21 protein-coding genes are annotated in these 23,716 nt (G+C 66.8%); 12 read left to right on the forward strand and 9 right to left on the reverse strand.

Annotated elements, in window-relative coordinates:
• The first annotated feature begins 14 nt into the window (after nt 1-14).
• From N5D45_RS10625 to N5D45_RS10650, 6 genes are read left to right on the forward strand one after another with little or no spacing between them, the layout of a single operon-like run.
• The gene (locus tag N5D45_RS10625) at nt 15-992 is read left to right on the forward strand and encodes an MsnO8 family LLM class oxidoreductase (RefSeq protein ID WP_279938871.1); all 978 of its coding nucleotides are present in this window, start codon (nt 15-17) and stop codon (nt 990-992) included.
• Between the two features lie 18 nt (nt 993-1,010).
• The gene (locus N5D45_RS10630) at nt 1,011-2,354 is read left to right on the forward strand and encodes an LLM class flavin-dependent oxidoreductase (protein ID WP_279938872.1); all 1,344 of its coding nucleotides are present in this window, start codon (nt 1,011-1,013) and stop codon (nt 2,352-2,354) included.
• 4 nt (nt 2,355-2,358) lie between these two features.
• Nucleotides 2,359-3,579: a M20 family metallopeptidase gene (locus N5D45_RS10635; protein ID WP_279938873.1), complete on the forward strand. Its 1,221-nt coding sequence runs from the start codon at nt 2,359-2,361 to the stop codon at nt 3,577-3,579.
• Nucleotides 3,576-4,127, forward strand: a complete 552-nt coding sequence (locus tag N5D45_RS10640; RefSeq protein ID WP_019338454.1) for a GNAT family N-acetyltransferase — start codon at nt 3,576-3,578, stop codon at nt 4,125-4,127. The genes N5D45_RS10635 and N5D45_RS10640 overlap by 4 nt, the downstream gene beginning before the upstream one ends.
• On the forward strand, nt 4,124-5,869 hold the full coding sequence (locus tag N5D45_RS10645; protein WP_279938874.1) for an amino acid ABC transporter permease/ATP-binding protein: 1,746 nt from the start codon (nt 4,124-4,126) through the stop codon (nt 5,867-5,869). Before N5D45_RS10640 ends, N5D45_RS10645 begins: the two co-directional genes overlap by 4 nt.
• Nucleotides 5,870-5,885: 16 nt before the next feature.
• Nucleotides 5,886-6,863: an ABC transporter substrate-binding protein gene (locus tag N5D45_RS10650; RefSeq protein WP_279938875.1), complete on the forward strand. Its 978-nt coding sequence runs from the start codon at nt 5,886-5,888 to the stop codon at nt 6,861-6,863.
• A 59-nt stretch (nt 6,864-6,922) separates the two neighbouring features.
• On the opposite strand, the gene N5D45_RS10655 is transcribed toward N5D45_RS10650, so the two are convergent.
• Nucleotides 6,923-10,042 carry a discoidin domain-containing protein gene (locus N5D45_RS10655; RefSeq protein ID WP_279938876.1) on the reverse strand — a complete coding sequence of 1,040 codons (3,120 nt, stop codon included), beginning with the start codon at nt 10,040-10,042 and terminating at the stop codon, nt 6,923-6,925.
• Between the two features lie 165 nt (nt 10,043-10,207).
• On the reverse strand, nt 10,208-11,284 hold the full coding sequence (locus tag N5D45_RS10660; RefSeq protein ID WP_279938878.1) for an MBL fold metallo-hydrolase: 1,077 nt from the start codon (nt 11,282-11,284) through the stop codon (nt 10,208-10,210).
• A 104-nt stretch (nt 11,285-11,388) separates the two neighbouring features.
• Here N5D45_RS10660 and N5D45_RS10665 point away from each other — a divergent pair, with 104 nt between their 5' ends.
• Nucleotides 11,389-12,000 (forward strand): TetR/AcrR family transcriptional regulator, encoded by a 612-nt coding sequence (locus N5D45_RS10665; RefSeq protein ID WP_279938879.1) that lies wholly within the window; start codon nt 11,389-11,391, stop codon nt 11,998-12,000.
• On the opposite strand, the gene N5D45_RS10670 is transcribed toward N5D45_RS10665, so the two are convergent.
• Nucleotides 11,997-13,943: an EAL domain-containing protein gene (locus N5D45_RS10670; RefSeq protein ID WP_279938880.1), complete on the reverse strand. Its 1,947-nt coding sequence runs from the start codon at nt 13,941-13,943 to the stop codon at nt 11,997-11,999. The two genes, N5D45_RS10665 and N5D45_RS10670, sit on opposite strands and share 4 nt — an antisense overlap.
• Nucleotides 13,944-14,006: 63 nt before the next feature.
• Nucleotides 14,007-14,909, reverse strand: a complete 903-nt coding sequence (locus N5D45_RS10675; protein ID WP_057503530.1) for a LysR substrate-binding domain-containing protein — start codon at nt 14,907-14,909, stop codon at nt 14,007-14,009.
• 120 nt (nt 14,910-15,029) lie between these two features.
• Between N5D45_RS10675 and N5D45_RS10680 the strand changes: the two genes are divergently transcribed.
• A complete protein-coding gene (locus N5D45_RS10680; protein ID WP_057503531.1) occupies nt 15,030-16,541 on the forward strand; it encodes an MFS transporter in 1,512 nt (503 codons plus the stop codon).
• On the opposite strand, the gene N5D45_RS10685 is transcribed toward N5D45_RS10680, so the two are convergent.
• Nucleotides 16,535-17,251 carry an SDR family oxidoreductase gene (locus N5D45_RS10685; protein ID WP_057503532.1) on the reverse strand — a complete coding sequence of 239 codons (717 nt, stop codon included), beginning with the start codon at nt 17,249-17,251 and terminating at the stop codon, nt 16,535-16,537. The genes N5D45_RS10680 and N5D45_RS10685 overlap by 7 nt on opposite strands.
• 28 nt (nt 17,252-17,279) lie before the next feature.
• Entirely contained in the window at nt 17,280-17,462 is a 183-nt protein-coding gene (locus N5D45_RS10690; RefSeq protein ID WP_057503533.1) for a hypothetical protein, read from the reverse strand.
• 75 nt (nt 17,463-17,537) lie between these two features.
• Between N5D45_RS10690 and N5D45_RS10695 the strand changes: the two genes are divergently transcribed.
• Complete coding sequence (locus N5D45_RS10695) at nt 17,538-18,341, forward strand: APH(3')-II family aminoglycoside O-phosphotransferase (RefSeq protein ID WP_057503534.1); 804 nt, start codon at nt 17,538-17,540, stop codon at nt 18,339-18,341.
• Here N5D45_RS10695 and N5D45_RS10700 read toward each other — a convergent pair.
• Complete coding sequence (locus N5D45_RS10700; RefSeq protein ID WP_049436298.1) at nt 18,314-18,739, reverse strand: DoxX family protein; 426 nt, start codon at nt 18,737-18,739, stop codon at nt 18,314-18,316. The genes N5D45_RS10695 and N5D45_RS10700 overlap by 28 nt on opposite strands.
• Nucleotides 18,740-18,882: 143 nt before the next feature.
• On the opposite strand from N5D45_RS10700, the gene N5D45_RS10705 reads away from it, so the two are divergent.
• The 3 genes from N5D45_RS10705 (at nt 18,883) to N5D45_RS10715 (ending at nt 21,608) form a co-directional block, all read left to right on the forward strand.
• Complete coding sequence (locus tag N5D45_RS10705; protein ID WP_057503535.1) at nt 18,883-19,473, forward strand: TetR/AcrR family transcriptional regulator; 591 nt, start codon at nt 18,883-18,885, stop codon at nt 19,471-19,473.
• Nucleotides 19,470-20,504, forward strand: a complete 1,035-nt coding sequence (locus N5D45_RS10710) for a heparan-alpha-glucosaminide N-acetyltransferase domain-containing protein (RefSeq protein WP_057503536.1) — start codon at nt 19,470-19,472, stop codon at nt 20,502-20,504. Before N5D45_RS10705 ends, N5D45_RS10710 begins: the two co-directional genes overlap by 4 nt.
• A gap of 99 nt (nt 20,505-20,603) precedes the next feature.
• Nucleotides 20,604-21,608, forward strand: coding sequence for an aminoglycoside phosphotransferase family protein (locus tag N5D45_RS10715; RefSeq protein WP_057503537.1), 1,005 nt, complete (start codon nt 20,604-20,606; stop codon nt 21,606-21,608).
• Between the two features lie 118 nt (nt 21,609-21,726).
• On the opposite strand, the gene N5D45_RS10720 is transcribed toward N5D45_RS10715, so the two are convergent.
• Nucleotides 21,727-22,614 (reverse strand): DMT family transporter, encoded by an 888-nt coding sequence (locus tag N5D45_RS10720; RefSeq protein ID WP_019338467.1) that lies wholly within the window; start codon nt 22,612-22,614, stop codon nt 21,727-21,729.
• A 32-nt stretch (nt 22,615-22,646) separates the two neighbouring features.
• Nucleotides 22,647-23,708 carry a UDP-N-acetylmuramate dehydrogenase gene (murB, locus tag N5D45_RS10725; protein WP_057503562.1) on the reverse strand — a complete coding sequence of 354 codons (1,062 nt, stop codon included), beginning with the start codon at nt 23,706-23,708 and terminating at the stop codon, nt 22,647-22,649.
• Between the last annotated feature and the right edge of the window lie 8 nt (nt 23,709-23,716).

Genomic DNA, 23,716 nt, shown 5'->3' on the forward strand with positions numbered 1-23,716 from the left:
GCGAGGACGCGACGATGAGCTATCAGATCAGCGTGTTGGACAAGAGCCCGGTGGCCGAGGGCGCCTCGCCGGAACAGGCGCTGCGCAACAGCCTGCAGTTGGCCCAGCGCGCCGAACAGCTGGGTTATCACCGTTACTGGTTTGCCGAGCACCATGCCGCGCCGACGTTGGCAAGTCCCGCACCGGAGGTGCTTGCGGCGTGGGTGCTGGCGCAGACCCGGCGCATCCGTATCGGCAGCGGCGGGGTGATGCTGCGCCACTACGCGCCGTACAAGGTGGCGGAGAACTTCAACCTGCTGGCAGCGTTGGCGCCAGGGCGCGTGGATCTGGGCGTGGGCAAGGCGCCGGGTGGCCTGCCAGCGTCGACTGCCGCGCTGGCGGCCGGGCGCCCGGCGTTCGCCGACTTCGACCAGCAACTGCGCGACCTTGAGGGCTATCTGTCCGGCGCCGAAGCCGATGTGCTGGCGCGGCCGATTCCGCAGCATGCGCCGGAGCGCTTCCTGCTCGGTGCCAGCCCGCAGAGTGCGAAGCAGGCGGCCGAGCTGGGCTGGCGCTTCGTCTACGCCGCGCACTTCGATGGTGATCCGAAGCACATCGAGGCCGCATTCGACGCCTACCGCAGCGTCTCCTCGCAGCCCCCGCTGCTGGCCACGGTGGCCTTCGCCGCACCTACGGCCGAAGCGGCTGCGCGGCATATCGGTGCGCTACGCGTCTACAAGCTGCACCTTGGTCCCGGGCAGGCGGTGAACCTGCCCAGCCCCGAGGCGGCTGCCGAGTACGCACGCCAGGTGGGCGTGGCGGACTTCCGCATCGAGGAAACGCGCCCCAGCGTGCTGTCCGGCGATGCGCAGCATGTGCGTGACGAACTGGACGCGTTGCACCGGCGCTTCGGCGTGGGTGAGTTCATTCTCGATGCGCCGGTGGCCGACCTCGACGCACGCCTGACCTCCCTTGAACTGCTGTCGCCCGCGCCGCGCGCGGCGGTGGCCTGACCTGCAGGAGCGATTCCCATGAGCACCACCCCGCGCCACATTCCGTTCGGCATCATGCTGCAGGGCCCCGGCAGCCACATGCATGCCTGGAAGCATCCGTCCAATCCGGCCGATGCCAGCGTCAACCTGCAGTTCTACATCGACATTGCGCGCACCGCCGAGGACAACGGCATTGCCTTCGGTTTCGTGGCCGATGGCCTGTACATCAACGAGAAGTCGATCCCGCATTTCCTCAACCGCTTCGAGCCGATCTCGCTGCTGTCGGCGCTGGCCACGGCAACGAACAAGATCGGCCTGGCGGGCACGCTGTCGACGTCCTACAGCGATCCGTTCACGGTGGCACGGCAGTTTGCTTCACTGGATCTGCTCAGTGGCGGCCGCGCCGGCTGGAACGTGGTGACGTCGCCGTTGGAAGGTTCGGGCCGCAACTATGGCCGGCCACACCCGGAGCATGCGCTGCGCTACCAGATCGCCGATGAGTACCTGGACGTCGTGCAGGGGCTGTGGGATTCGTGGGATGACGACGCATTCGTGCGTGAGCGCGACAGCGGCACCTTCTTCGCACCGGAGAAATTCCGCCGCCTCGACCACAAGGGCCGCTTCTTCCAGGTGGAAGGCCCGCTCAACATCCAGCGTTCGCCGCAGGGACAGCCGGTAATCTTCCAGGCCGGTTCGTCTGACGATGGCATCGCACTGGCCGGCAAGTACGCCGATGCGGTGTTCACCCATTCGCCTTCGCTGGAAGAAACCCGTGCATTCACCCAGAAGGTGAAGAACTCGGCGATCGCGCACGGCCGCAGCGGCAACGATGTGAAGATCTTCCCGGGCATCGGCCCCATCGTCGGCCGCACCGCCGAGGAGGCCGAAGCCAAGTATCAGGCGATTGCCGCGTTGGCCACGCTGGAGGATGCACTGGCGTACCTGGGGCGCTTCTTCGATCACCACGATTTCAGCCAGTACGACCCGGATGCACCGTTCCCGGAGCTGGGTGACATCGGCAGCAACGCGTTCCGTTCCACCACCGACCGCATCAAGCAGGATGCGCGTGAGAAGGGTCTGAGCCTGCGCCAGGTGGCACTGGAAGCAGTGAGCCCACGGCCGAACTTCATCGGCACACCGGAGCATGTGGCTGATGAGCTGATCCGCTGGTTCGATGCCGGTGCCAGCGATGGCTTCATTCTCGGCTTCGCCGCGCAGCGCGAGGGCCTGGACGATTTCGTGACCCAGGTGCTGCCGATCCTGCAGGCGCGCGGCTACCACCAGCGCGAGCTGGAAGGACAGACCCTGCGCGAGCATCTGGGTCTGCCGTACAAGGCCAGCCGCTATTCGACCGACGCCGAACCGGCGCGGAAGGTGGGGTAGGGCGATGAGCGGAGAAACTGCGGCAGCACCGGGCCACGCCCGGCGGAGTTCCCCAGCGATTGGCGTGTTGCCGGAGATCGCGGCACGCGCCGAGGCTGCCATCGCGATTCGCCACGATCTGCATCGGCACCCGGAGTTGGCCTTCGAGGAGCATCGCACCAGTGCACGTGTGGCCGAGCTGCTGCAGCAGTGGGGTTATGAGGTGACCACCGGGCTCGGCGGCACCGGTGTGGTCGGCACGCTGCAGCGCGGGCAGGGCAGCCGTCGTCTCGGCCTGCGCGCCGACATCGACGCACTGCCGATCCATGAGGACTCCGGCCTGGCCTACGCCAGCCAGACCGAGGGGCTGATGCATGCCTGCGGCCACGATGGGCATACCGCCATCCTGCTGTCCGCTGCACACTACCTGGCCCACCACGGGCGCATCGACGGCACCCTGCAGCTGGTGTTCCAGCCTGCTGAGGAGACGGGTTCGGGTGCTTCGAAGATGATTGCCGATGGCTTGTTCGAGCGTTTCCCGGTGGATGCGATCTATGGGCTGCACAACTGGCCGGGCGTGCCGGTGGGCCACTTCGGTTTCGTCGACGGCCCGGCGATGGCATCGGTGGATTGGGCACGGCTGAGGGTGATCGGCAAGGGCGGACATGGTGCCGAGCCACAGGGCAGCGTGGATCCGATTCTGGTCGCCGCGCACATCATCACTGCGCTGCAGAGCGTGGTGTCGCGCAATGTCGATCCGCGGCAGATGGGCGTGGTCACCGTGGGCTCGATCCACGGCGGGCAGGCCGCCAACGTGATTCCGGACGTGGTCGAGCTGAAGCTGACCGTGCGCGCCTATCTACCGGAGGTGCGCGATACCCTGCGGCGCCGGGTCACCGAGATTGCCGAGCAGACCGCCGCCGCGTTTGGTGCGCGCGCCGAGATCGAATTTCCGCGCGGCTTCCCCAGCGTGATCAATCACCCTCAGCAGACCGCCTACATCCGCGAGGTAGCGGTGCAGGGCTTCGGTGCCGAACAGATCGTTCCCGAGTTTGCGCCGCGCACGGCCAGCGAGGATTTCGCCTTCCTGCTGCAGGCGCGACCCGGCAGCTTCGTGTTCGTCGGCAACGGCGACAGCGCGCCGCTGCACAGCCCGCGCTATGTGTTCAACGACGCCGCCATTGCCCCCGCCGCCAGCCTGTGGGCGCGACTGGCCGAAGACTATCTGGTGAAGGACGTGGCATGAGCAGCAACGAACGCTTCCTCTATACCTCGGTGGATGATCCGCTGGCGCGACCCCTGTTCGACGGTCTTGAACAGGAGTACGACAGCCGCTACGCCGACGTGCGCCGACGCATCGGTGGCAGCGCTCGCGAGGAGCTGCAGCGCTACCCGGCGCAGGCCTTTGCGGCCCCGGTAGGTGCCTTCGTGCTGCTGCTGCGCGACGGTGTGGCGATTTCAGGTGGTGCCTTCATGCCGCACCGCGATCCGGATACCGCCGAATTCAAGCGCATCTGGACACTGCCCGGGCTGCGTCGCCAGGGCATTGCGCGGCGCGTGTTGCAGGAGCTGGAAGAGCAGGCAGCGCGGCAAGGGTACCGGAGGGTGTTCCTGACGACCGGCTTCCGCCAGCCTGAAGCTGTTGGCCTGTACCTGAGCCACGGCTACACCGCGCTGTTCGATCTGGAGGCCGACCCGGAAACGGTTGCGCATCTGCCGTTCGAGAAGCACCTGCGGGCGACGACGCCTGTCGTTACCCCTGCACAGGCACTGCTGCACGGAGCCCACGCATGAGCACACCGTCGACCGCGCTGGAGGGCATCGCCGCTCGTCCGGCGCCCGGACAGGCACTGAAGATCGTGCCGGCCCGGCATCCGCTGCAGGTCTTCGGCACGGTGCTGGCACTGGCGCTGATCCTGATCGGGCTGCAGTCCGTGCTGGGCAATCCGCGCTGGGGTTGGGGCACCTTCGCCGAGTGGTTCTTCGCACGCCCGGTGCTGGAAGGCCTGGGTCGCACGCTGCTGCTGACCGCGCTTGGCACCGGCCTCGGTTTCGCGCTGGGTACGCTGCTCGCGCTGGCACGCGTCTCCGGTTCGCCGCTGCTGTCGGCGGTGTCGTGGGGCTATGTGTGGCTGTTCCGCTCGATCCCGCTGCTGGTGCTGTTGCTGCTGCTGAACAACCTGGGCTATCTGTACAGCACCATCGAGCTGGGCGTGCCGTTCACCAGCATCAGCCTGTTCTCGTACCCGACCACACAGCTGATCGGTGTGTTCACCGCCGCGGTGCTGGGCCTGACCCTGAACCAGGCAGCGTTCTCGGCCGAGGTGATCCGCGGTGGCATCCTCTCGGTCGACCACGGCCAGTACGAGGCCGCGGCCGCGCTCGGCCTGCCGCGTGGCCGCCAGGTGCGCCGCATCATCCTGCCGCAGGCGATGCGTTCGATCCTGCCGGCGGCGTTCAACGATGTGATCGGCCTGGCCAAGAGCACCTCGGTGGTCTACGTGCTGGCGCTGCCGGAGCTGTTCTACACCGTGCAGGTGATCTATCGGCGCAACCTGGAAGTGGTGCCGCTGCTGATGGTGGCCACGGTCTGGTACCTGGTGATCCTGACCGTGTTGTCGCTGCTGCAGCGGCGCGTGGAACAGCGCTTCGCGCGCGGCCAGCTGCAGCGCGAGCGCTCGGTGTCGCGGGTGTCGTCACCGGTACGGACATCCAGTGATGCTGCGCCGCGCGTGGCCAACCGCCCGCGCATCGCCACCCAGGTGGAAGCGGGCGAGGGTGCGGCGGTATCGCTGCATGGCGTGGGTAAGGTGTTCGGCGATCAGCCGGTGCTGGAAGACGTGAACCTGGACCTGCGCGCCGGCAGCGTGACGGTGCTGATCGGCCCGTCCGGTGCCGGGAAATCCACGCTGCTGCGGTTGATCAACCACCTGGAACGCGCGGACAGTGGTTACGTGACTGTCGGCGGCCAGCTGATCGGTTACCGCCGCGAGGGTGACACGTTGTACGAACTTCCCGAGCGCGAGATCCGCCGCCGTCGTTCCGAGGTGGGCATGGTGTTCCAGGGCTTCAACCTGTTCCCGCATCTGACCGCGCTGGAGAACATTATCGAGGCACCGATCGCGGTACGTGGTGTATCGCGCGCGCAGGCCGAGCAGCAGGCGCGCACACTGCTGGAGCGGGTCGGCCTGGCCGACAAGGCCGATGCCTTCCCACGCCAGCTGTCCGGTGGCCAGCAGCAGCGCATCGCGATCGCCCGCGCACTGGCGCTGCAACCGAAGGTGCTGCTGTTCGATGAACCGACCTCGGCACTGGACCCGGAACTGGTGGCGGAGGTACTCAGCGTGATCGAGGAGCTGGCCAGTTCCGGCACCACACTGGTGATCGTCACCCATGAGCTGAGTTTCGCCCGCCGCGTGGCCGACCACGTGGTGATGATGGACCAGGGGCGGGTGATCGAGCAGGGCACGCCCGAGGCGTTGTTCGAGCGCCCGCGCCAGCAGCGCACGGCCGATTTCCTGGCCAAGACCCTATAGCCCTGGAAGGAACACCATGAGCCCTGCAGCACCGCGTCGCCCCTCGCGCAGCACCCTGTTGATCGTGGGCGTGCTGGTCATCGGCATCGCCGGCATCGTCTATTCGCGCGTACGCCAGGCACCGGATGCCGGCGCCGTGGCCGCGACCAGCCTGGCCGGTGCGAACACGGCCGTGCTGAAGGGTACGTTTGACCCGAAGGCTCGGGCGTTGATCCCGGCCGACTATCGCTTCGTCACCCCCGGCACATTCACCGTTGCCACTCATCCGGGGCAGCTGCCGCTGGCCGACTATGGTGCCGACAGCAAGGACGTGGTCGGCATCGAGCCGGACATCGCGCGGCTGATCGCCGATGGGCTGGGCCTGAAGCTGGTGATCGTACCGGTGGCCTGGCCTGACTGGCCGCTGGGGCTGGAATCGGGCAAGTACGATGCGGTGCTCTCCAATGTGACGGTCACCGAGGAGCGCAAGAAGAAGTTCGATTTCTCCAGTTATCGTTACGACCTGCTGGGCATCTACACGCGCACCGATGGGCCGATACAGAAGATCGAAAAGCCCGCCGACGTCGCCGGGCTGAAGGTGGTGGTGGGCGCCAGCACCAACCAGGACCAGATCCTGCGCCAGTGGGACCAGCAGAACATCGCTGCCGGCCTGAAGCCGGTGGAGTACCAGTACTTCGACGACGCGGTGGTCGGCCGCTTGGCGGTGATCACCGGCCGCGCCGATGTCTCGTTCGAGCCCAATGCCACCGGCGCTTATTCGGCACGCGATGGCAAGGTGCGGCGTGTTGGCCTGTTCCCAGGGGGATGGCCGAACGCTGCGGCGATTTCGGTGACCACGCGCAAGGGCAGCGGCCTGGCCGACGCGGTGACGCAGGCGCTGAATACCCAGATAGGCAGCGGCACCTATGCGCAGGCGCTGAAGCGATGGAATGTGGCCGAGGAAGCGGTGCCGCAGTCGCAGACCAATCCGCCGGGGTTGCCGACGCTGCAATGACGCCGGGCGTGGCCCGGCGCTACCTCCGTCTTTGTAGAGCCGAGCGATGCTCGGCTGCTCTACCAACGCGCCTCCAGTGTCCGGAAGGGTTTCACCAGCCGCACACCCTCGGCATCGAAGTCGGAAACGCTACGTCCATCCACACGCACCGTCTTCGGCATGGTGCGCTCCGGCCACCAGACCTTCACCGCCGTCCCGCTGCGCAGCCCCTCACCAAGCGCCACCGTCAGCACCCCGTCGCGTTGCCGCGCCTGCATCTGCAACGTGCCATACGCTGTCGGCAGGCGTTCGACCGCCAACCCATCGCCAGCCACCCAAGACGGTGGCGTGCCCAGCAGCAGTGAGAGGGCATCATCGTCTTCGCGCATCAGCATGCCGAACAGCGTGCGGCCGTACTCGGCACCAATCCAGGTATGCGGCATGTCGCCCAGGTAACGCGGAAAACGTAGGCGTGAGTGCACGACCTCAGCCAGCACCTGCCACTCAAGCGGGCGCCGATCATGCAGCAGGCCCTGCAGCAGTTCATCGGCTACCTGTGGCTGGCCAAGGTGCACGTAACTCAGCACGTTGCGGATCTCGTACGGCGTGTAGGCGTACAGCGCACCGGGCTGGCTGCGCTTGCGGACGTCCTCCAGGTAGCGCGCGAAGGTGGTCCGCAGCGCCTCGGCGGGCAGCACGCTCTGTGCGCCGGTCGGGTCCAGTGCGATCGAAACGCCGGTGGGATCGCCATCGCCCAGATCGGCCGAGGAGGGAATGAAGTCGATGCCCTTCCACGCCATCGTCGCCCGGATCGAGGCGTGCAGCGCGTCGTAAAGCAGTTTGTACTGTTCGCGTGCCCACGCTGCGGTCTCGTGGTCGCCCAGCGATTCGGCCAGCCACGCGCCGTCGTGCCAGCCCTTCAGGCCCCAATAGTCGTCCCAGTAGCTGTGGGTGGGAGACGGATAACCCTCATGGCTGATCGACGGCGCAAGAATGCCCGCGAAGCGCTCCGGCGCTGGCTGGTCGGCCTTGTAGCCGGGCGCCAGCGTGCGTTCGCGCAGTTCCTGCAGGAAGCGCAGCGCTGCCTTCACTTTCGGCAGATAGGCACGTACCGATTCGGGTCCGCCATCGAGGCGCGCGACATCGGCCACCAGCGCCACGTACTGGCCCTGGCTGTCGTACTCGATATCCGAACCGAAACCGGTGTTGACGCTGCCATCGTCGTTGAGGATCGGCGAGACCAGGCCGTTGGCATGCACGCCGTGTTCGCTGTACCAGCCCAGGTAGTCGCGCGCGACCTTGGCTTCGCCCATGCGCAGCAGCACCGCCGAGGTGGCCATGCCGTCGCGGATGAAGGAGCGGTTGTAGTTGCGCGGGCCGGGCTGCATGGCCGGGCCGGTCTGGTTGATCAGCATGTAGGCGGCCTGCGCACGCAGCATGTCGACCAGTGAGGGATCGGGCAGGCGCAGGCCGACCTGGCCCAGCCGTGCCTGCCAGTCCGCGGAGGCCTGCGTGGCCAGGGAATCGAACGCCGCATTGGCATCGCGGGGCAGCGTGGCTAGATCGAGCGCAGGCGCTTCGGGCAGTGCGCCCTTGGTATCGGCGGCGGTAGTACCCAGCGGGAACGCGACCACGATGGCATCGCTGGCCCCCGGTGCCAGTGATACGCGGTAGTTCAACGCAGCCGAGGCAAGACCCTCGTCGTCGCGCGCCTGTTGCGTGGAGGGCAGCTGGCCGGCAGCGAGGGTCGCGGTGATTTCCGTTGCGCCATCCTTGCCGAACGGCGCCGCGCCGGACGCAGCCACCGGCGTGAGCGACTGCAGCAGCGTGCGTCCATTGATGCGCACCGCCTGCCCATCGATGGTCACATCGCGGATCGGTGACAGCCCGCCGTTCTGCCACGGCGGATTCATCTGCATCGGGCGCACGACCAGGCTGAGCGTGCCTTCGATCCTGGCGCTGCCCGTGTTGTGCAGGCGATGCCGCAAGAACGTTACCGGCTGGCCGTCGCGCTCGATGGCGAATACCTCGCTGCGCAGCTCCAGGCCGGGCTGCGGTGACCAGGTGGCGGAGGGCATCGGCTTCCAGCCATCCCGCAACGCGTGCTGTATCGGCTGTCCTGCCGCGCCAGCGGCACGCCCGTCAGCGCCACGCCAGATCGGCTGCACCAGCGGCGCGCCCTTGAAGGCTTCCAGATTGCCGTATTCGTCGAAGATCGATTTCTGTCGTCCTGCGTGCACACCGACGGCGGTCCAGTAGGTCTGCTGCATCTGCAGCGATGCCGGGAACAACGCGCGCTGAGCGCCGCTGGCGGTGATCTGGTATCGCTTCATCGGCGTCATTACCGCCTTTGGCCCGAGCAGGCGCAGTCGCGCGACCTGCGGTGCGGGGCCGTCCACGCTCAGCCGGAACGCACGCAGGGGTTGTGCCGTGTCAGCAGCCAGCCAGCTTTGCCGATGATTGGCCGCCTGTGCATCGTGTGCGAGGTCCTGCCAACGGCCCTGTGCATCCTGCGCCTGCAGTCGTGCAGCGCCGCGCGCGCCATCGGCCCAGTCGACCACCAGGCCAGCCGTGGATTGAGCCTGCGGCAGCGTGATCTCGAGCGCATGGGATCCACCTTTTCCGGTCGGAACCGCAACGGTGCCGCCGCCTTGCCAGAGCGCGGCTGCCTGTGTTGCATCGACATCGGCGATGCGTGCGCTGAGCGTGCTGTCCAGCGGCTCCATTTCGAAGATCGACACACCCCAGTCGGAGGTGCGCTGCGGACTGGCCAGTCGTAGATAGCGCGCCTGCCGCGGCGCGAAGTACAGCGTTTCCACATCGCCCAGTGAATCGGCCATCGTGTACGCGGTCTGCCACTGCGTACCATCCATTGAGGTCTGCAGTGAATAGCCTTCCGGGTTGGAGACATCCCAGGTGAGTCGTGCGCCAGCCAGCCGGGTTGGCGTGCCCAGATCGATCTGGAACCAGTGGCCTGGGCTGAAGGCGCCGCCGGTGACGGTCTTCGGGTCGCCGTCGATCAGGTGGCTGATCGCCATCGCCGGCACCTGCTGCGAGGAACTGCTGGCCTGCCATTGGCTGCGCGGGGGAAGGGGCTGTGCCTGTGCGGCGGCGGCGAGGGCGGCCAGTATCAGGGTGGCGGCAGTACGCCACGGAATGGCTGAGCGGGAGACCTTGGAGCGTTCGGCGCGCAATGTCATTACGTACAGCCTCGCAGGTTCGGCCGGTGTCGGGCGAGCGCGACGCTAGCAAGGGATGTAATCGGTTACATGACGCACTGCAGCGTCGCAGGCCGCTTCTGTGGTTGACGCAGCCGAGCATGGCTCGGCTCTACATGGTTTCCGGCAGGTCAAGCGCACCGCACGCTACAGCTCCACCGTCTCCCACCAGCGCGTACCCGCCTGCGGCGCCTGCATGTCCAGCGCTTCGCCCATCATCGGCGTAGCCACCGGCACGTTCTTCGCGGCCGCCAATGCGGTGATGCGCTCGAACGGCTGCTGCCACTCGTGCAGGGCCAGGTCGAAGGTGCCGTTGTGGATCGGCAGCAGCCACTTGCCGCGCAGGTCCAGGTGCGCCTGCAGCGTCTGTTCCGGCTGCATGTGCACGAACGCCCAGCGCGGATCATAGGCGCCGGTCTCGATCATGGTCAGGTCGAACGGGCCGTACTTCTCGCCGATGGCCTTGAAGCCGTCGAAGTAGCCGGTGTCGCCGCTGAAGAAGATGCGGAAGTCGTCGTCCTGGATCACCCACGACGCCCACAGGCTGCGGTCGCTGTCGCCCAGGCCGCGGCCGGAGAAGTGCTGGCCCGGGGTGGCGGTCAGGCGCAGGCCGCTGGCCTCGGTCGATTGCCACCAGTCCAGCTGTTCGACCTTGCTGGCGTCCACACCCCAGGCAATCAGCTGGTCGCCGACGCCGAGCGGGGCGATGAAGCGCGCGGTCTTGCCTGCCAGCTGTATCACGGCGGCATGGTCCAGGTGGTCGTAGTGGTTGTGCGAGAGGATCACGCCAGCGATCGGCGGCAGCTCTTCGATGCTGATCGGCGGTGCGTGGAAGCGGGCCGGGCCCATCCACTGCACTGGCGAGGCGCGCTCGGAGAAGACCGGGTCGGTCAGCCAGTACTGGCCACGCAGCTTCAGCAGGATCGTGGAGTGCCCAAGCCGGAACAGGCTGCGGTCCGGCGCGGCGTCGAGGGTGGCGCGGTCCAGCGGCAGCACCGGAATCGGGTGCGCAGGCACGGTGCCCTTGGGTTTGTTGAAGAGAAACGTCCACCAGATCTCCGCACCGTCGCGCAGGCCCATCGCAGGACGGGGCAGGGCATTGTGGAACTTGCCGTCGCGGTACTGCGGCGAATCGGGGAAGTCGGGGAGGGACCAGGATTTGCAGAAGGTGTAGGCGGTCACGGCGAGGATTCCAAGCAAAAGGACAAGGAGCAGGCGCTTCATGGGTGACGTCCGCTGGGTACACTGCACAGTGTAGTTTCGTGTTTTTCAAAAGTACACTCTCCGGTGTAAAATGTGCGCATCCGTTCAGTTATCCGGTTTCTGCCATGCCCCGTGCCGCGCAACGCCTGACCGACCGTAAACGCGATGCCATCGTGCGCGCGGCGGTAGAGGAGTTCCGTGCCTCGGGCTACGAGGCCACCAGCATGGACCGCATCGCCGAGGCGGCCGGGGTCTCCAAGCGCACCGTCTACAACCACTTTCCCAGCAAGGAAGCGTTGTTCTCGATGATCCTGGAGGAGCTCTGGGAACGCAGCGTGGCCAGCGACGCGTTACCGTACCGCGCCGACCAGCCGCTGCAGGCGCAGCTGCTGCAGTTGCTGGGCCAGAAGCTGGAACTGCTCAGCGATGCCAACTTCATTGACCTGGCGCGGGTGGCGATGGCCGAGATCATCCACTCACCGGAGCGCGCGCAGGCCATCGTCTGCCGCATGGGCGAAAAGGAAAGCGGCGAGAGTGCCTGGATCCGCGCGGCCATCGCTGATGGCCGGCTGCGCGAGGTCGATCCGGAATTTGCTGGCCACCAGCTGCACGGGCTGGTGAAGAGCTTTGCGTTCTGGCCACAGGTGACGATGGGGCAGGCACCGTTGAGCACACAGGAGCGTGCACGCGTTGCCGAATCGGCGGTGGCGATGTTCCTGGGTTTCTACGCGGTCTAGCTGGTAGCGAAGCGGCGGAACTCGTCGGCCGGCAGCGCCGCCGAGTACAGATAGCCCTGGCCGACATCCACACCCAGTGCGCGCAGTTGCTGTTCCTGCGCCAGGGTCTCGGTACCTTCGGCCACCACGATTGCACCGCAGCGGTGCGCGACTTCGACGATGAAGCGCACGATCGACTGCGACTTGGCGTCGGACAGGGTGGCGATCAGGGCCTGCTCGATCTTGACCTCGGCGATGGCCAGCTGCGAGAGCAGGATCAGGGTTGAATAGCCAGCGCCGAAATCATCCAGTGACAACGTGACCTCCGCCGCCAGCAGCTGTGCGATGTTGGCATCGACCACGTCGCGCTCGACGATCTCGGTCCATTCGACGATCTCCAGGCGCAGCATCACGCCGGGCACATCGTGCAGCTGCAGCAGTTCCTGTAGGCGCAGGCCGAAGCCGGGCAGGCGCAGTGACTCGGCCGAAACATTCACGGCGATTTTCAGCTGCGTGCCATCGCGTCGGCACTGCTGCAGGAAGTGGATGGCCGACTGCAGCGTGGCCCATTCCAGTTCAGCCAGCCGCCCCTGCCGGCGCAGCAGCGAGATCACCCGCATGGGCGCGATCAGCCGACCCTCGCCGTCGCGCATGCGCAGCAGTGCTTCGGCGCCGACCAGCTGGCGATCCTGCAGGCGATGCTTGGGCTGGTAGCACAGCGGGGCGTCGCCCTGCTGCAGCCAGCGATCAAGGGCGACTTCAATCAGGGCGTCGATCTCGCTGTCGCGCTGGATCGGGTCGTCGAAGAACACGACGCCGGATTCGATCGCACTCAGCGCCACGGTGATTGCCCGGAAGGGCAGGTGGCCATCGTCTGCCGCGCCCGGTGGCTTCAGTTCGACCACCGCGCAGCGGAACAGCGGCCGGAAGCCGGGCCAATCGCGGCCGACCCGATCGGCCAGGTTGCTGGCCAGCTCGGTGATCTGCGGCTGCGTGCGCAGTTCGGACAAGGTCAGGTCGCGCACCAGGATCGCCAGCGCGGCATCGCCGAACTGGTAGATCTCCAGCTGGCCGGCCGGCAGCGAGGGCAGCAGGCGATGCACCTCTTCGGTGCTGTCGCGCTGCCACAGTCCGTTGTCCTGCAGCGGACCGTAGCGCAGGCGCAGGTCGCGCAGGTTGCCCATCTCGGCCACGATCAGGCAGGCCTTGCCGATACCGTCGTTGTCGCGCCAGTAATGCTGCAGGCGTTCGCCGAGCGCACGCATGTTGGGCAGGCCACTGATCGGATCGATGCGCAGCCAGGCGTGTTCGCGCTGACGCTGTGCATCGATCTGCGCATCGTTGTAGACCAGTGCGAACACCGCGCCCAGCATCAGCAGCGATAGTGGCAGTGCCAGCAGGCGCTGGATTGCCAACTCCTCCACGGGTAGCTGATTGGCGCCGATGATTGCGACGCCCAGTGCCAGGCCCAACGCAGTGACGACGATACGCACGCCCCAGGCCTGCAGGATCATGCGCAGCGAGAGTTCATTGAGCATGCGCGGGTGCAGGCGCCTGCGCAGCCAGACGCCGGCCAGCATCTGCAGCGTGGCCTCGAGGCCGGCTGGCAGAAAATACTGGGTGCCGGCGAACTGGTATCGGGCCAGCAGGCTGGCACCCAGGCAGGCCAGGCCGCCGCGCCAGCCGCCGAGCAGTCCGCTGACCAGCAGGATGTCGAAGCCGAGGTGCAGCTTGACCACGCCTTGGGTATAGCGGGCCACGAACCAGGCGTTGAACAGGTAGATCAGGCCCAGCGCCACGCCCACGTGCAGGCGGCGGCCTTCAATGGCATGGCCAGCGCGACGGGTGGCGATCAGCAGCACGCCGATCATGCCGATCACCGCCGTGGCCTGCAGCAGGTACAGCGGCAGGCTGGGCAGGGCGCTGTCCAGGACCTGGGCCGAGACCCGTGAAAGCGCATCCATAGCAGGTTCCCGCCTGTGACCGACGGCCAGTGAACCGCAGCGTAGTCGCAGCAGGGCGCAGGTTCAATTGCACTGGCTGCGTTCGGGCAGGAGGTGTTCGGCCATGAAATCCACGAACGCGCGTACACGTGGCTGCTGATGGCGATGGCTTGGCCAGAGGGCCCAGAAGGTGCTTCGCTCGGTGCTCCATGGGTCCAGAACGCTGACGAGCGCACCGCGGTCCAGCGCATCACGCGTGGCGAAGTCGGGCAGGCAGGCAATGCCATGGCCATCGATGGCCATGTGCAGGATCGTCTCAAGATGATTGGCGGTCATTGCGGCAGTCAGCCGCGGCTCAGTGCCTCCCTGCTGCGCGGGCAGTGGCCAGCGTTCGAGCAGGCCGGTGCCGGGAAAGCGATGGAGAAGGCAGGCGTGGCCGCTCAGGTCATCCGGGTGCTGCGGCGTGCCGCGCTGGGCGAAGTAGGCAGGCGCGCCCACGCACAACAGGCGGGTGCTGCCGAGGTTGCGGCCGTGCAGCCGGGAGTCGGCGGGGCTGCCGGTGCGGACAACGGCATCGAAGCCTTCCTCGATGACATCGACCAGGCGGTCGCTGAAGTGCAGGTCGAGTTCGATGGCAGGGAAGCGGTGCGCAAACGCTGAAAGCACCGGCAGCATCAGCCCGCTGGCGAGTGGAAGACTGACCTTCAGGCGACCGCTGGGCGCGGCGTGGGCGTCGGTCAGTTCGCGCTCCGCCGCAGCAACCTCGAGCATGATGCGACGGCAGCGTTCAAGGAACTGCTCACCTTCGGCAGTCAGGCTGACACTGCGGGTATTGCGATTCAGCAGGCGGGCGCCCAGGCGCTCTTCCAGCCGGGCGACGGTCTTGCTGGCTGCCGAAGGGGTGATGCCACGCTGTCGTGCTGCGGCCGCGAAGCTGCGTGCCTCGGCAACCAGAACGAAGAGGCTGAGACCGGCAAAGCTGTCCATGACCTGGCCATTGATGACGTTAGTGTCATTAAAGCATGGACAGAATGATGGATTCTTCCGCAATAACGTCGTCGATAGCATCAATGCGGTGGCGCTTGGCCACGCTGGAGCTTCATCGACATGTCTGTTGCCTCTGCTGAGACGGCCGGATCATCACGCTTTGGCGTGGTGCTGGCGGGCTGTCTGACGGCGCTCACGATTCCCTTGAGCATTGCCAGCCCCGCCGTGGGCATTCCTGCCATCCGGGATGCACTGGGCGGTTCCCCTTCGGCGTTGTCCTGGATCATCAACGCCTACCTGTTGACCTACGGCTGCACCACGTTGGTGGCTGGTGGGCTGGCCGATCTGCATGGCAGGCGCCGGATCTGGATTCTGGGCGGCGCGTTGTTTGCGCTCGTCACCGGCCTGATTCCCTTGATGCCCAATGTGGCGTGGATCAATGCCCTGCGACTGCTTCAGGGGATGGCCGCGTCGGCAGCGTTTGCTGGTGCGATGGCGTCGTTGGCGCAGGTGTTCGACGGCCAGGCGCGGGCAAGGGTTTTCAGCCTGATCGGCACCACCTTTGGTGCAGGGGCCGCAGGCGGTCCGCTGCTGGCGGGCGGGTTGATCGATGCGCTGGGCTGGGAATGGGTGTTCTTCCTGCCTGCGTTGCTGGCGGCGCTGACCGTACCGCTGGTCGCCATGTCATCCGTGGAATCGAGAAACGCCGGTTCGCCGCGCCTGGATTGGCTGGGGGCCATCACTTTCATGCTGGCGCTGGGCTCACTCACCTACGCCATGATCGTGCTGCCGGAACGTGGCATGTTGCATCCGCAGACGCTGGTGCTGCTGGCGCTCACGGTGGTGTTGCTGGGCGTGTTCATTGCCGTCGAGCGCTCCCATCGAACGCCGCTGCTGGATCTCGGGCTGTTCCGCAACCGGCGTTTTGTTGGGGTGCAGATTCTGGCCGCCGCCCCTGCGTTCTCCTACGTCGTCCTTCTGGTCGTGCTACCGGCTGGCTTCATCGGTGTTGAAGGACTGCGACCCACCGAGGCTGGACTGGCGATGGCAGCACTGTCTGCGCCATTGCTGGTTGTTCCCCTGGTTGCCGGTTACCTGCTGCGGTGGATACCGGCGCGGACGCTGTGCTGTGCGGGCCTGCTGATCAGTGCACTTGGGCTGGCATGGTTGGCGCAGGTGTTCCAGATCCCGTCGGTGCGCTGGATGCCGATGCTGGTCATCGGAATCGGCATCGGCTTGCCCTGGGGGATCATGGATGGCCTGGCGGTCAGCGTGGTCGGCAAGGAGCAGGCAGGCATGGCTGCTGGCATCTTCAATGCGATGCGACTGGCAGGCGATTCCATTGCCCTCGCACTTGTCGGCATCATGCTCTCGGCCCGGATCGGCGGGAGCGTAGCGCTGGAGGCCGACATCGTGGCCCGGTCCGCCGTGCACAGGCTGTCCATGGGCGACTTGGGGGGAGCGGTGGAGGCGTTGCCCGGCGTTTCGAGAACGGTGCTGGCCCAAGCGTACATGGAGGCCGTCCGTGGCCAGCTGTGTGTCCTGGCGATGGCAACTGTGCTGACCGCCATCGTGCTTGGGTACCTGTTGCGCGAGGAGGTTGAGTCCGGCGCACGCAGGAGCGGTCAGTAGCGCGGGTCGGCGATGGCCGGCAGCACCAGTTCGCGCACGAAGCCGGACGGTGACAACCGCAACAACGCGCGCACCATCGCAACGACGTCATGCACGGGCACTAATTCGCCGTCGCCGCGCGCTGCAGCCTCTGCAACCGGCACCGACAGTGCATCGTCGGTGTTGAGGTAGCCCAGCTGCAGGCTGGTCACCGCCAGGCGGCGATCGCGGAAGCCCTCGCGCAGTGCATCGGCGATGCCGTTGAGTGCGAACTTGGATGCGCCGAACGCCACTTCCGGGCGGCCACTGCGCGGCAGTGCCGAGGTTGATCCGGTCAGCACCAGCTGCGGGCGTGGTGCGCCGAGCACTCGCGGCAGCAGGCGCTGCAGCAGCACCAAGGTGGCGGTGATGTTGACGTCGACCAGTTGGGTGAGCGCGGCATCGCTCTCTTCGAGGAAGGCGTACTCGTCGCTGAAGGCGGTCTCTTCCCAGATGCCCAGGTTGTGGATCAGCACATCCAGATCGGCCGGTGCCTGCGCTGCGATGTGATTGGCAGCCAAGGTGGGTTGGGACAGATCGGCCTCGATCCACTGCAGAGTGACACCCTCGGGGCATTCAAGATCGCGTGGACGCTTGCGCGAAACGCCGATGACGGTGTCGCCCGCACTGCACAGGCCTTCCACGAACGCCCGACCCAGGCCCCTGCTGGCGCCGATGACCATCAATTTCATGTTGCTTCCTTGTTGTACTGCGGCAGCCTCAATCGACTGCCAGAACGGTGTCCCAGTCGGCGAACGCACGCAGGTTGCTGCGTTCAGCGGTAATGATCGAGGCGATCTTGTCGAGCTGGCAACGGTACTGTGGTAGTAGCCGTCGCAGCTGCTGCAGGTGCTGGGATGTACTGACCACTGACAGCCAGGTCAGTTTGGTCAGGCCTCCCATTGCGCGCTCTGCTGGGCGGTGTGCTTCGGGATCGGCGAGAATCCGTAGGGTCCCCAGCAACAGGAGCATCCCGACATGGGAGCACCCGATCCCTTCACTGATGGCCTGCCGCTGCCGCGGGCGTGGCAGGAAGCGTTGGCCGATGCGCGCATCGAGCGGCAGTCGATCGGCGTGTCGCGTGCGGATGTTGCCCGTGTGCAGCAGCCAGGCCAGCCCGATGCCTTCCTGAAGTCGGAAGTGATCGACGCCTTCAGTGAGCTGGGCGATGAGATCGCGCGCCTGCGCTGGCTGCAGGCACAGGGACTGCCGGCGCCAACGGTGATTGCCACCGCCGAAGAAGCGGGCCGGCGCTGGTTGCTGATGAGCGCGCTGCCCGGCCGCGACCTGGCCTCGTCGCCGGAACTTGCGCCGCAGCAGTTGGTGGAACTGCTGGCTGACGCGCTGCGCAGGCTGCATGTGTTGCCGGTGGCAGCCTGTCCGTTCGACCAGCGATTGGCCTCGCGCTTGCAGGCTGCCGCCGCCCGCGTCGAGGCGGGTCTGGTCGACGCCGATGACTTCGATGACGAGCGCCTGGGGCAGAGCGCACAGCAGGTGTTCGCCGAACTGTGCAGCACCCGGCCCGACCATGAAGATCTGGTGGTCAGCCATGGCGATGCGTGCCTGCCGAACCTGATGGCGGTCGAGGGGCGTTTCAGTGGTTTCATCGACTGTGGGCGGCTGGGCGTGGCCGACCGCTACCAGGACCTGGCGCTGGCCGCGCGCAGCCTGGTTCACAACTTCGGCGACACGCGTTGGGTGGCGCCGTTGTTCCAGCGCTACGGCGCGTTGGTCGACGAGCGTCGGCTGGCGTTCTACCGGTTGCTCGACGAGTTCTTCTGAGCCCGCGCATGGCTGGCGATGGCCGCGCAGATCAGGCCACCGACCACGCTCAGGTGTTCCAGCGCGAAGAACAGCGCCAGCTGCTGTTCCGCGCCGTGCTTGGTCCAGAAGGTATGCACGATGACGATGGTCAGCAGCATGAACACCGCCAGCGCGCCGCTGCCCAGCCATAGCAGGCGATCGAGCAGCAGGCACAGTGAGCCACCCAGCAGCACCACGGCGCTGGCGATGTTGAACAGCGCGGGCGGTTGCAGCCCGGCCGCCTGCATTTCGGCCACGCTGTTGTCCCACGCCAGCAGCTTGGCTAGACCCGAGGACAGGAACACCACGGCCAGCAGCAGTCGGGCGAGGAACCACAGCACGCGGCTGTCGAGCAGGGTGGAGATCATCCGTGGCATGCAGCAACTCCGGGTTGAGCGTTGGGCGGGGCGGGCAGCATCGGGCCTCAACAGCGGTTGAGGTCAAGGCTGCCTGAACGAAGCCCGGTGGTGGCCGGGTTACCCTCTTCAAAATGGACGAACGTTCGTTCACTATTTGTGGCATGAGCAGAATCGACCGCAATGAGCAGCGCATGATCCTGATCCTGCAGGCGGCACTGCAGTGCTTCGTCGCAAGGGGATTCCACCAGACCAGCATGCGTGACATCGCGCAGGCGGCCGGTGTCAGCCTTGGCAATCTCTACAACCACTTCCCGGGCAAGGAAGCGATCATCCTTGCAGTGGCGGTGGCCGAGAGCGAAGAACTGGCACCGTTGCTGCAGCGACTGGCCGCGTCCGATGGCGAGCGTGCACAGGTACTGGTTTTCCTTCAGGACTTCCATGCACTGTGCCGCCAGCCGGAATGGGCGACGCTTGCCGTCGAAGTGCTGGCCGAGAGCGCACGCAATCCGGCCGTGGCCGAGGCATTTGCGGCCAATCGCAGGCAATTGCAGGCGACGCTGGCCGAAGCCCTGCAGCAGGTGGCGCAACGCGAGCGGCGGCGCCCCGTGCTGGCAGCGGCACTGCAGGCGCAGGTGCTGCTGGATGCCATCGAAAGCGATGCGCTGCGTCGGGGGCTGGGCGAAGCCGATGGCACCGAGGAGGCATCGCTGGATCTTGGCCTGCTCGCGCTGCTGCTCGGGGCACGCGCATGAGCGCCGTTGACCGGCGATTGCACGGCCTTGATCTGGCGCGCTACCTGGCCTTGGCCGGCATGGTGCTGGTCAACTTCCGCCTGGCGATGGCCGTGCCGGCAGAGGGTGAGGGCTGGTTGGCAGGGTTCTTCCATCTGCTGGAAGGCAAAGCCTCGGCGACATTCGTCACCCTGGCCGGTCTTGGCCTGGTGCTGGCCACGCAGCGGCAGGGGTGGTGGCCGGCCAGTGTGCAGACCTGGCGGCGCGCACTGTTCCTGATGGTGCTGGGCCTGCTCAACCTGACCCTGTTCCCAGCCGATATCCTGCACTACTACGCGGTGTATTTCGCGTTGGCCGTGCTGTGGCTGCGTGCCTCGCCGCAGGTGTTGCTGGCCAGCATCGTGGGCCTGGCGGCCTGTTCGTTCTGGGCGTTGCTGCACTGGGACTACAGCCAGGGATGGAACTGGCAGGCGCTGGAATACACCGGTCTGTGGCAATGGCCGGGCGCGGCCCGCAACCTGCTGTTCAACGGCTTCCATCCGCTGCTGCCGTGGCTGTGCTTCTTCCTGCTGGGGATGCTGCTGGCACGCCTGCAGCTGTCGCAGCCGCGGGTCCAGCGCGCGCTGCTGGTGCTGGGCCTGCTGCTGATCGCGGCTGGACATGGCGTGCAGCAGCTTGGGCAGGGAACGCTCTGGCAGGCGTGGCTGGGAACGCAGCCGATGCCGCCGGGACCGGCCTACGTACTCACGGGTGCGGGCGCGGCGTGCAGTGTCATTGCCGCCTGCCTGTGGCTGACGCGTGTGCGACCGGGGGACTGGCTGGAGCCGTTCACCGCGGCCGGGCGCATGACCCTGACCCTGTATGTCGGCCATATCCTGCTGGGCATGGGCACGCTGGAAAGCCTGGACCTGCTTGATGGCCGTGCATCGCTGGCGTCGGTGCTGCTGTGGGCACTGCTGTTCCTGATGCTGGCGACCGGCGCGGCATGGCTGTGGTCGTGGCAGTTCGCACGCGGCCCGCTGGAGGCGGTGATGCGGCGCATCGCAGGCTAGTTCTCTGGTTGTGCCGAGGCGATGTTGTGACGGACATGTCTGTGTCGTGGCGAGTGCATCTGCGATAGTGGCGGCAGGTAACACTTTCCGCTTGCATCCATGTCATTCGCTTCGGCGCAGCATCTCGGCGAAGTCCTGCAACAATCCTATGGCATCACCCCCACCGCCGTGGTACCACGCCCGGTGGGTGCCGACGCCAATGCCAGCGTGTATCGCGTCGATGCGCGGCACGGGCAGTGGTGGTTGAAATGCCGCACCTACCAGGTTGACCCCGCAGTGTGGGACAGCCTGCATTGGATGCGCGGCACGCTGGGCATCGATGAGATCGTCGCGCCGTGGCCGGCATTGACCGGTGGTGCGTCGGTGCAGCGTTGGGGATTGCAGTTCACCCTGTTCCCTTATGTGGAAGGCCAGTCCGGGTTCGAGGCGGCGTTGAGCCGCACGCAGTGGAAACGGCTGGGGGAGGTGCTGCGGCGCCTGCACGGCGCGCAGCTGCCAGCGGACCTGCAGCAGGCGCTGCCGATCGTACGGCTGGAAACCGCGGCGCTGGAAACCGTTGGGCAATGGCTGGCTGGCGAGGGCCTGGCGGCCGCGAAGGACGGGCTGGGCCGCGCCTTCGTTTCGGTATGGGACCGGCAGCATGCGCGCATCGCGGCGCTGCATGCGCAGGCACGGGAGCTGCTCGCGGCATTGCAGGACGTGCCGGTAGAGCTGCATCTGTGCCACACCGATCTGCATGCCGGCAACCTGCTGATGGGCAATGACGGGGGCCTGCACCTGATTGACTGGGATGGCCTGTCGCTGGCACCGCGCGAGCGCGACTTGATGTTCATCGGTGCGGCTGTTGGCGGGCGCTGGGGGCGCGAGAGTCCGCTGGGCTTCGAGGACGGCTACGGCAGCGACCGCGGCGACCCGCGCTGGATCGCCTGGTACCGGCACTGGCGCATTCTCCAGGACCTGATCGAGTTCCAGCAGGTGCTGCTGGGCAGCGACGGTGAGGAGCGTTCGCCGCAGTTGCGCAGGCAGTCGCTGCACTACCTGGGCGAGCAGTTCGCACCGGGCAATGTGTTCGATGCGGCGGAGCGGGTGTATCGCGCGCTGTAGATCCACGCCATGCGTGGATGAACCCTGCGCGCTCAGTCAACGGTGGAGGCGCGAAGAGCAGCCGAGCGTAGGCTCGGCTCTACAGAGGAGTGCAGCGTCATCCACGTGTGGCGTGGATCTACTCGGCGGGCTTGGCCGCTGCCGAGGCCGCTGCACTTGCGGCACGCCGCGACAGTACGGCTTCGCGGTGGGCGATGTAGGCATTCGCGGCAAGGATGATGCCGGCGCCGATGATCGTCCAGCGGTCCACCGTTTCGTTGAACAGCAGCCAGCCGCACAGCGTCACCAGCGGCAGCTGCAGGAAGCTGATCGGGGTCAGCGCCGAGACTTCGCCCAGGCGCAGCGCCCGCGTCCACAGCAGCTGGCCGACCGTGCCGAGCACGCCGGTGGCCAACAGCCACAGCCACGCCACGCCGGTGGGCCAGACCCAGACGAACAGGGCAGGCAGCAGCGACAGCGGCACCCAGAACACGTAGGTATAGAGCACCACGGTATCGGCGCTGTCGATACGGGTCAGCTGCTTGATCTGGATCGCCACCAGCGAGCTGAGCACGGCGGCAGCCACCGCTACCAGGCTGCCCGCGGTGAAGCCGGCGGTACCGGGGCGCACGATCACCAGCACGCCGATGAAGCCGACCACCACTGCAGCCCAGCGCCGTACGCGCACGGTCTCGCCCAGCCACAGCACGGCAGCGATGGTGACGAACAACGGCGTGGAGTACGACAGCGAAACCGCCTGCGCCAACGGCAGGTGGCCCAGTGCCCAGAACGCGCACAGCATCGAGCCCAGCCCGATCGCACTGCGCACGAAATAGCGTGGCAGCTGCTGGGTCTTCAGCGGCGCGTGGCCGGGGCGCAGCAGCATCGGCAGCAACGCGAGCAGGCCGAACGCATTGCGGAAGAACGCTACTTCCTGGGTCGGCACGTAGCGCGTGGCATAGCGGATGGCCACCGCCATCAGGCCAAATGCCATGGTGCTGCCGAGCATCAGCAGCGCCGCCCGCATCGGGGTGGCGCTGGGGGAGAGGGCGGGGCTGTTCACCACTGTGCGCCGAGCAGGCGGGGCTCCGGTTCGATCGGTACGCCGAACTTCTCCAGCACCGAAGCGGAAATACGTCGCGCCAGCGCCAGCAGTTCAGCACCGGTGGCGTTGCCGTGGTTGACCAGCACCAGTGCGTGGCTCGGCGCCACGCCGGCATCACCTTCGCGGAAGCCCTTCCAGCCGCAGGACTCGATCATCCATGCCGCCGAGACCTTGCGCTTGCCGTCCTGGTCGGACGGGAACACCGGCAGTTCGGGGAAGTGCTGCAGCAGCACGTCGACCTGTTCCAGCGGCAGCACCGGGTTCTTGAAGAAGCTGCCGGCGTTGCCCAGTACATCCGGGTCGGGCAGCTTGCGGCGGCGGATCGCGATCACCGCATTGGCCACGTCCACCGCGCTCGGCAATTCCACGCCCTGCGCCTGCAGTTCCTCGCGGATGCCGGCGTAGTCCATGCGCAGATCGTGCAGCAGCGGCAGCTTGAGCTCGACGGCGGTGATCAGGTAGCGATCAGGCTGCTGCTTGAATACGCTGTCGCGGTAGGCGAAGCCACACTGTTCGTTGTCCAGCCGCACCCAGGCCCGCTCCTGGCAGTCCCAGGCCTCGACGGCCTGGATGAATTCGCCGACCTGCGCGCCGTAGGCGCCGATGTTCTGGATCGGCGCGGCACCGGCGGTGCCGGGAATCAGCGCCAGGTTCTCCAGGCCGGACAGGCCCTCCTGCAGGGACCACATCACCAGCCCGTGCCAGGGCACGCCGGCACCGGCGCGGATCACCGCATGGTCGGCGCGGTGTTCAAGGAAACTGATGTCACGGTTGCCGAACACCAGTACCGTGCCAGGCAGGTCCTCGGCGATCAGTACGTTGCTGCCGCTGCCCAGCACCAGCAGCGGGCCGTTGGCCACCTCGGGCAGCGCGAGCACGTCCGGCAGCAGCACGGGATCGTGCAGCTCCAGCAGCTGCGCTGCGCTGGCCTGCACATGGAAGGTGTTCAGCGCCTGCAGCGGCGCATTGCGGGTGAGCGTCCAGCGCAGCGGTGCGTTGCCGTCGACGGTATCCATGGGCGCGC

This window comes from Stenotrophomonas sp. GD03819 (assembly GCF_029841665.1).
Taxonomy (GTDB): Bacteria; Pseudomonadota; Gammaproteobacteria; order Xanthomonadales; family Xanthomonadaceae; genus Stenotrophomonas; species Stenotrophomonas geniculata.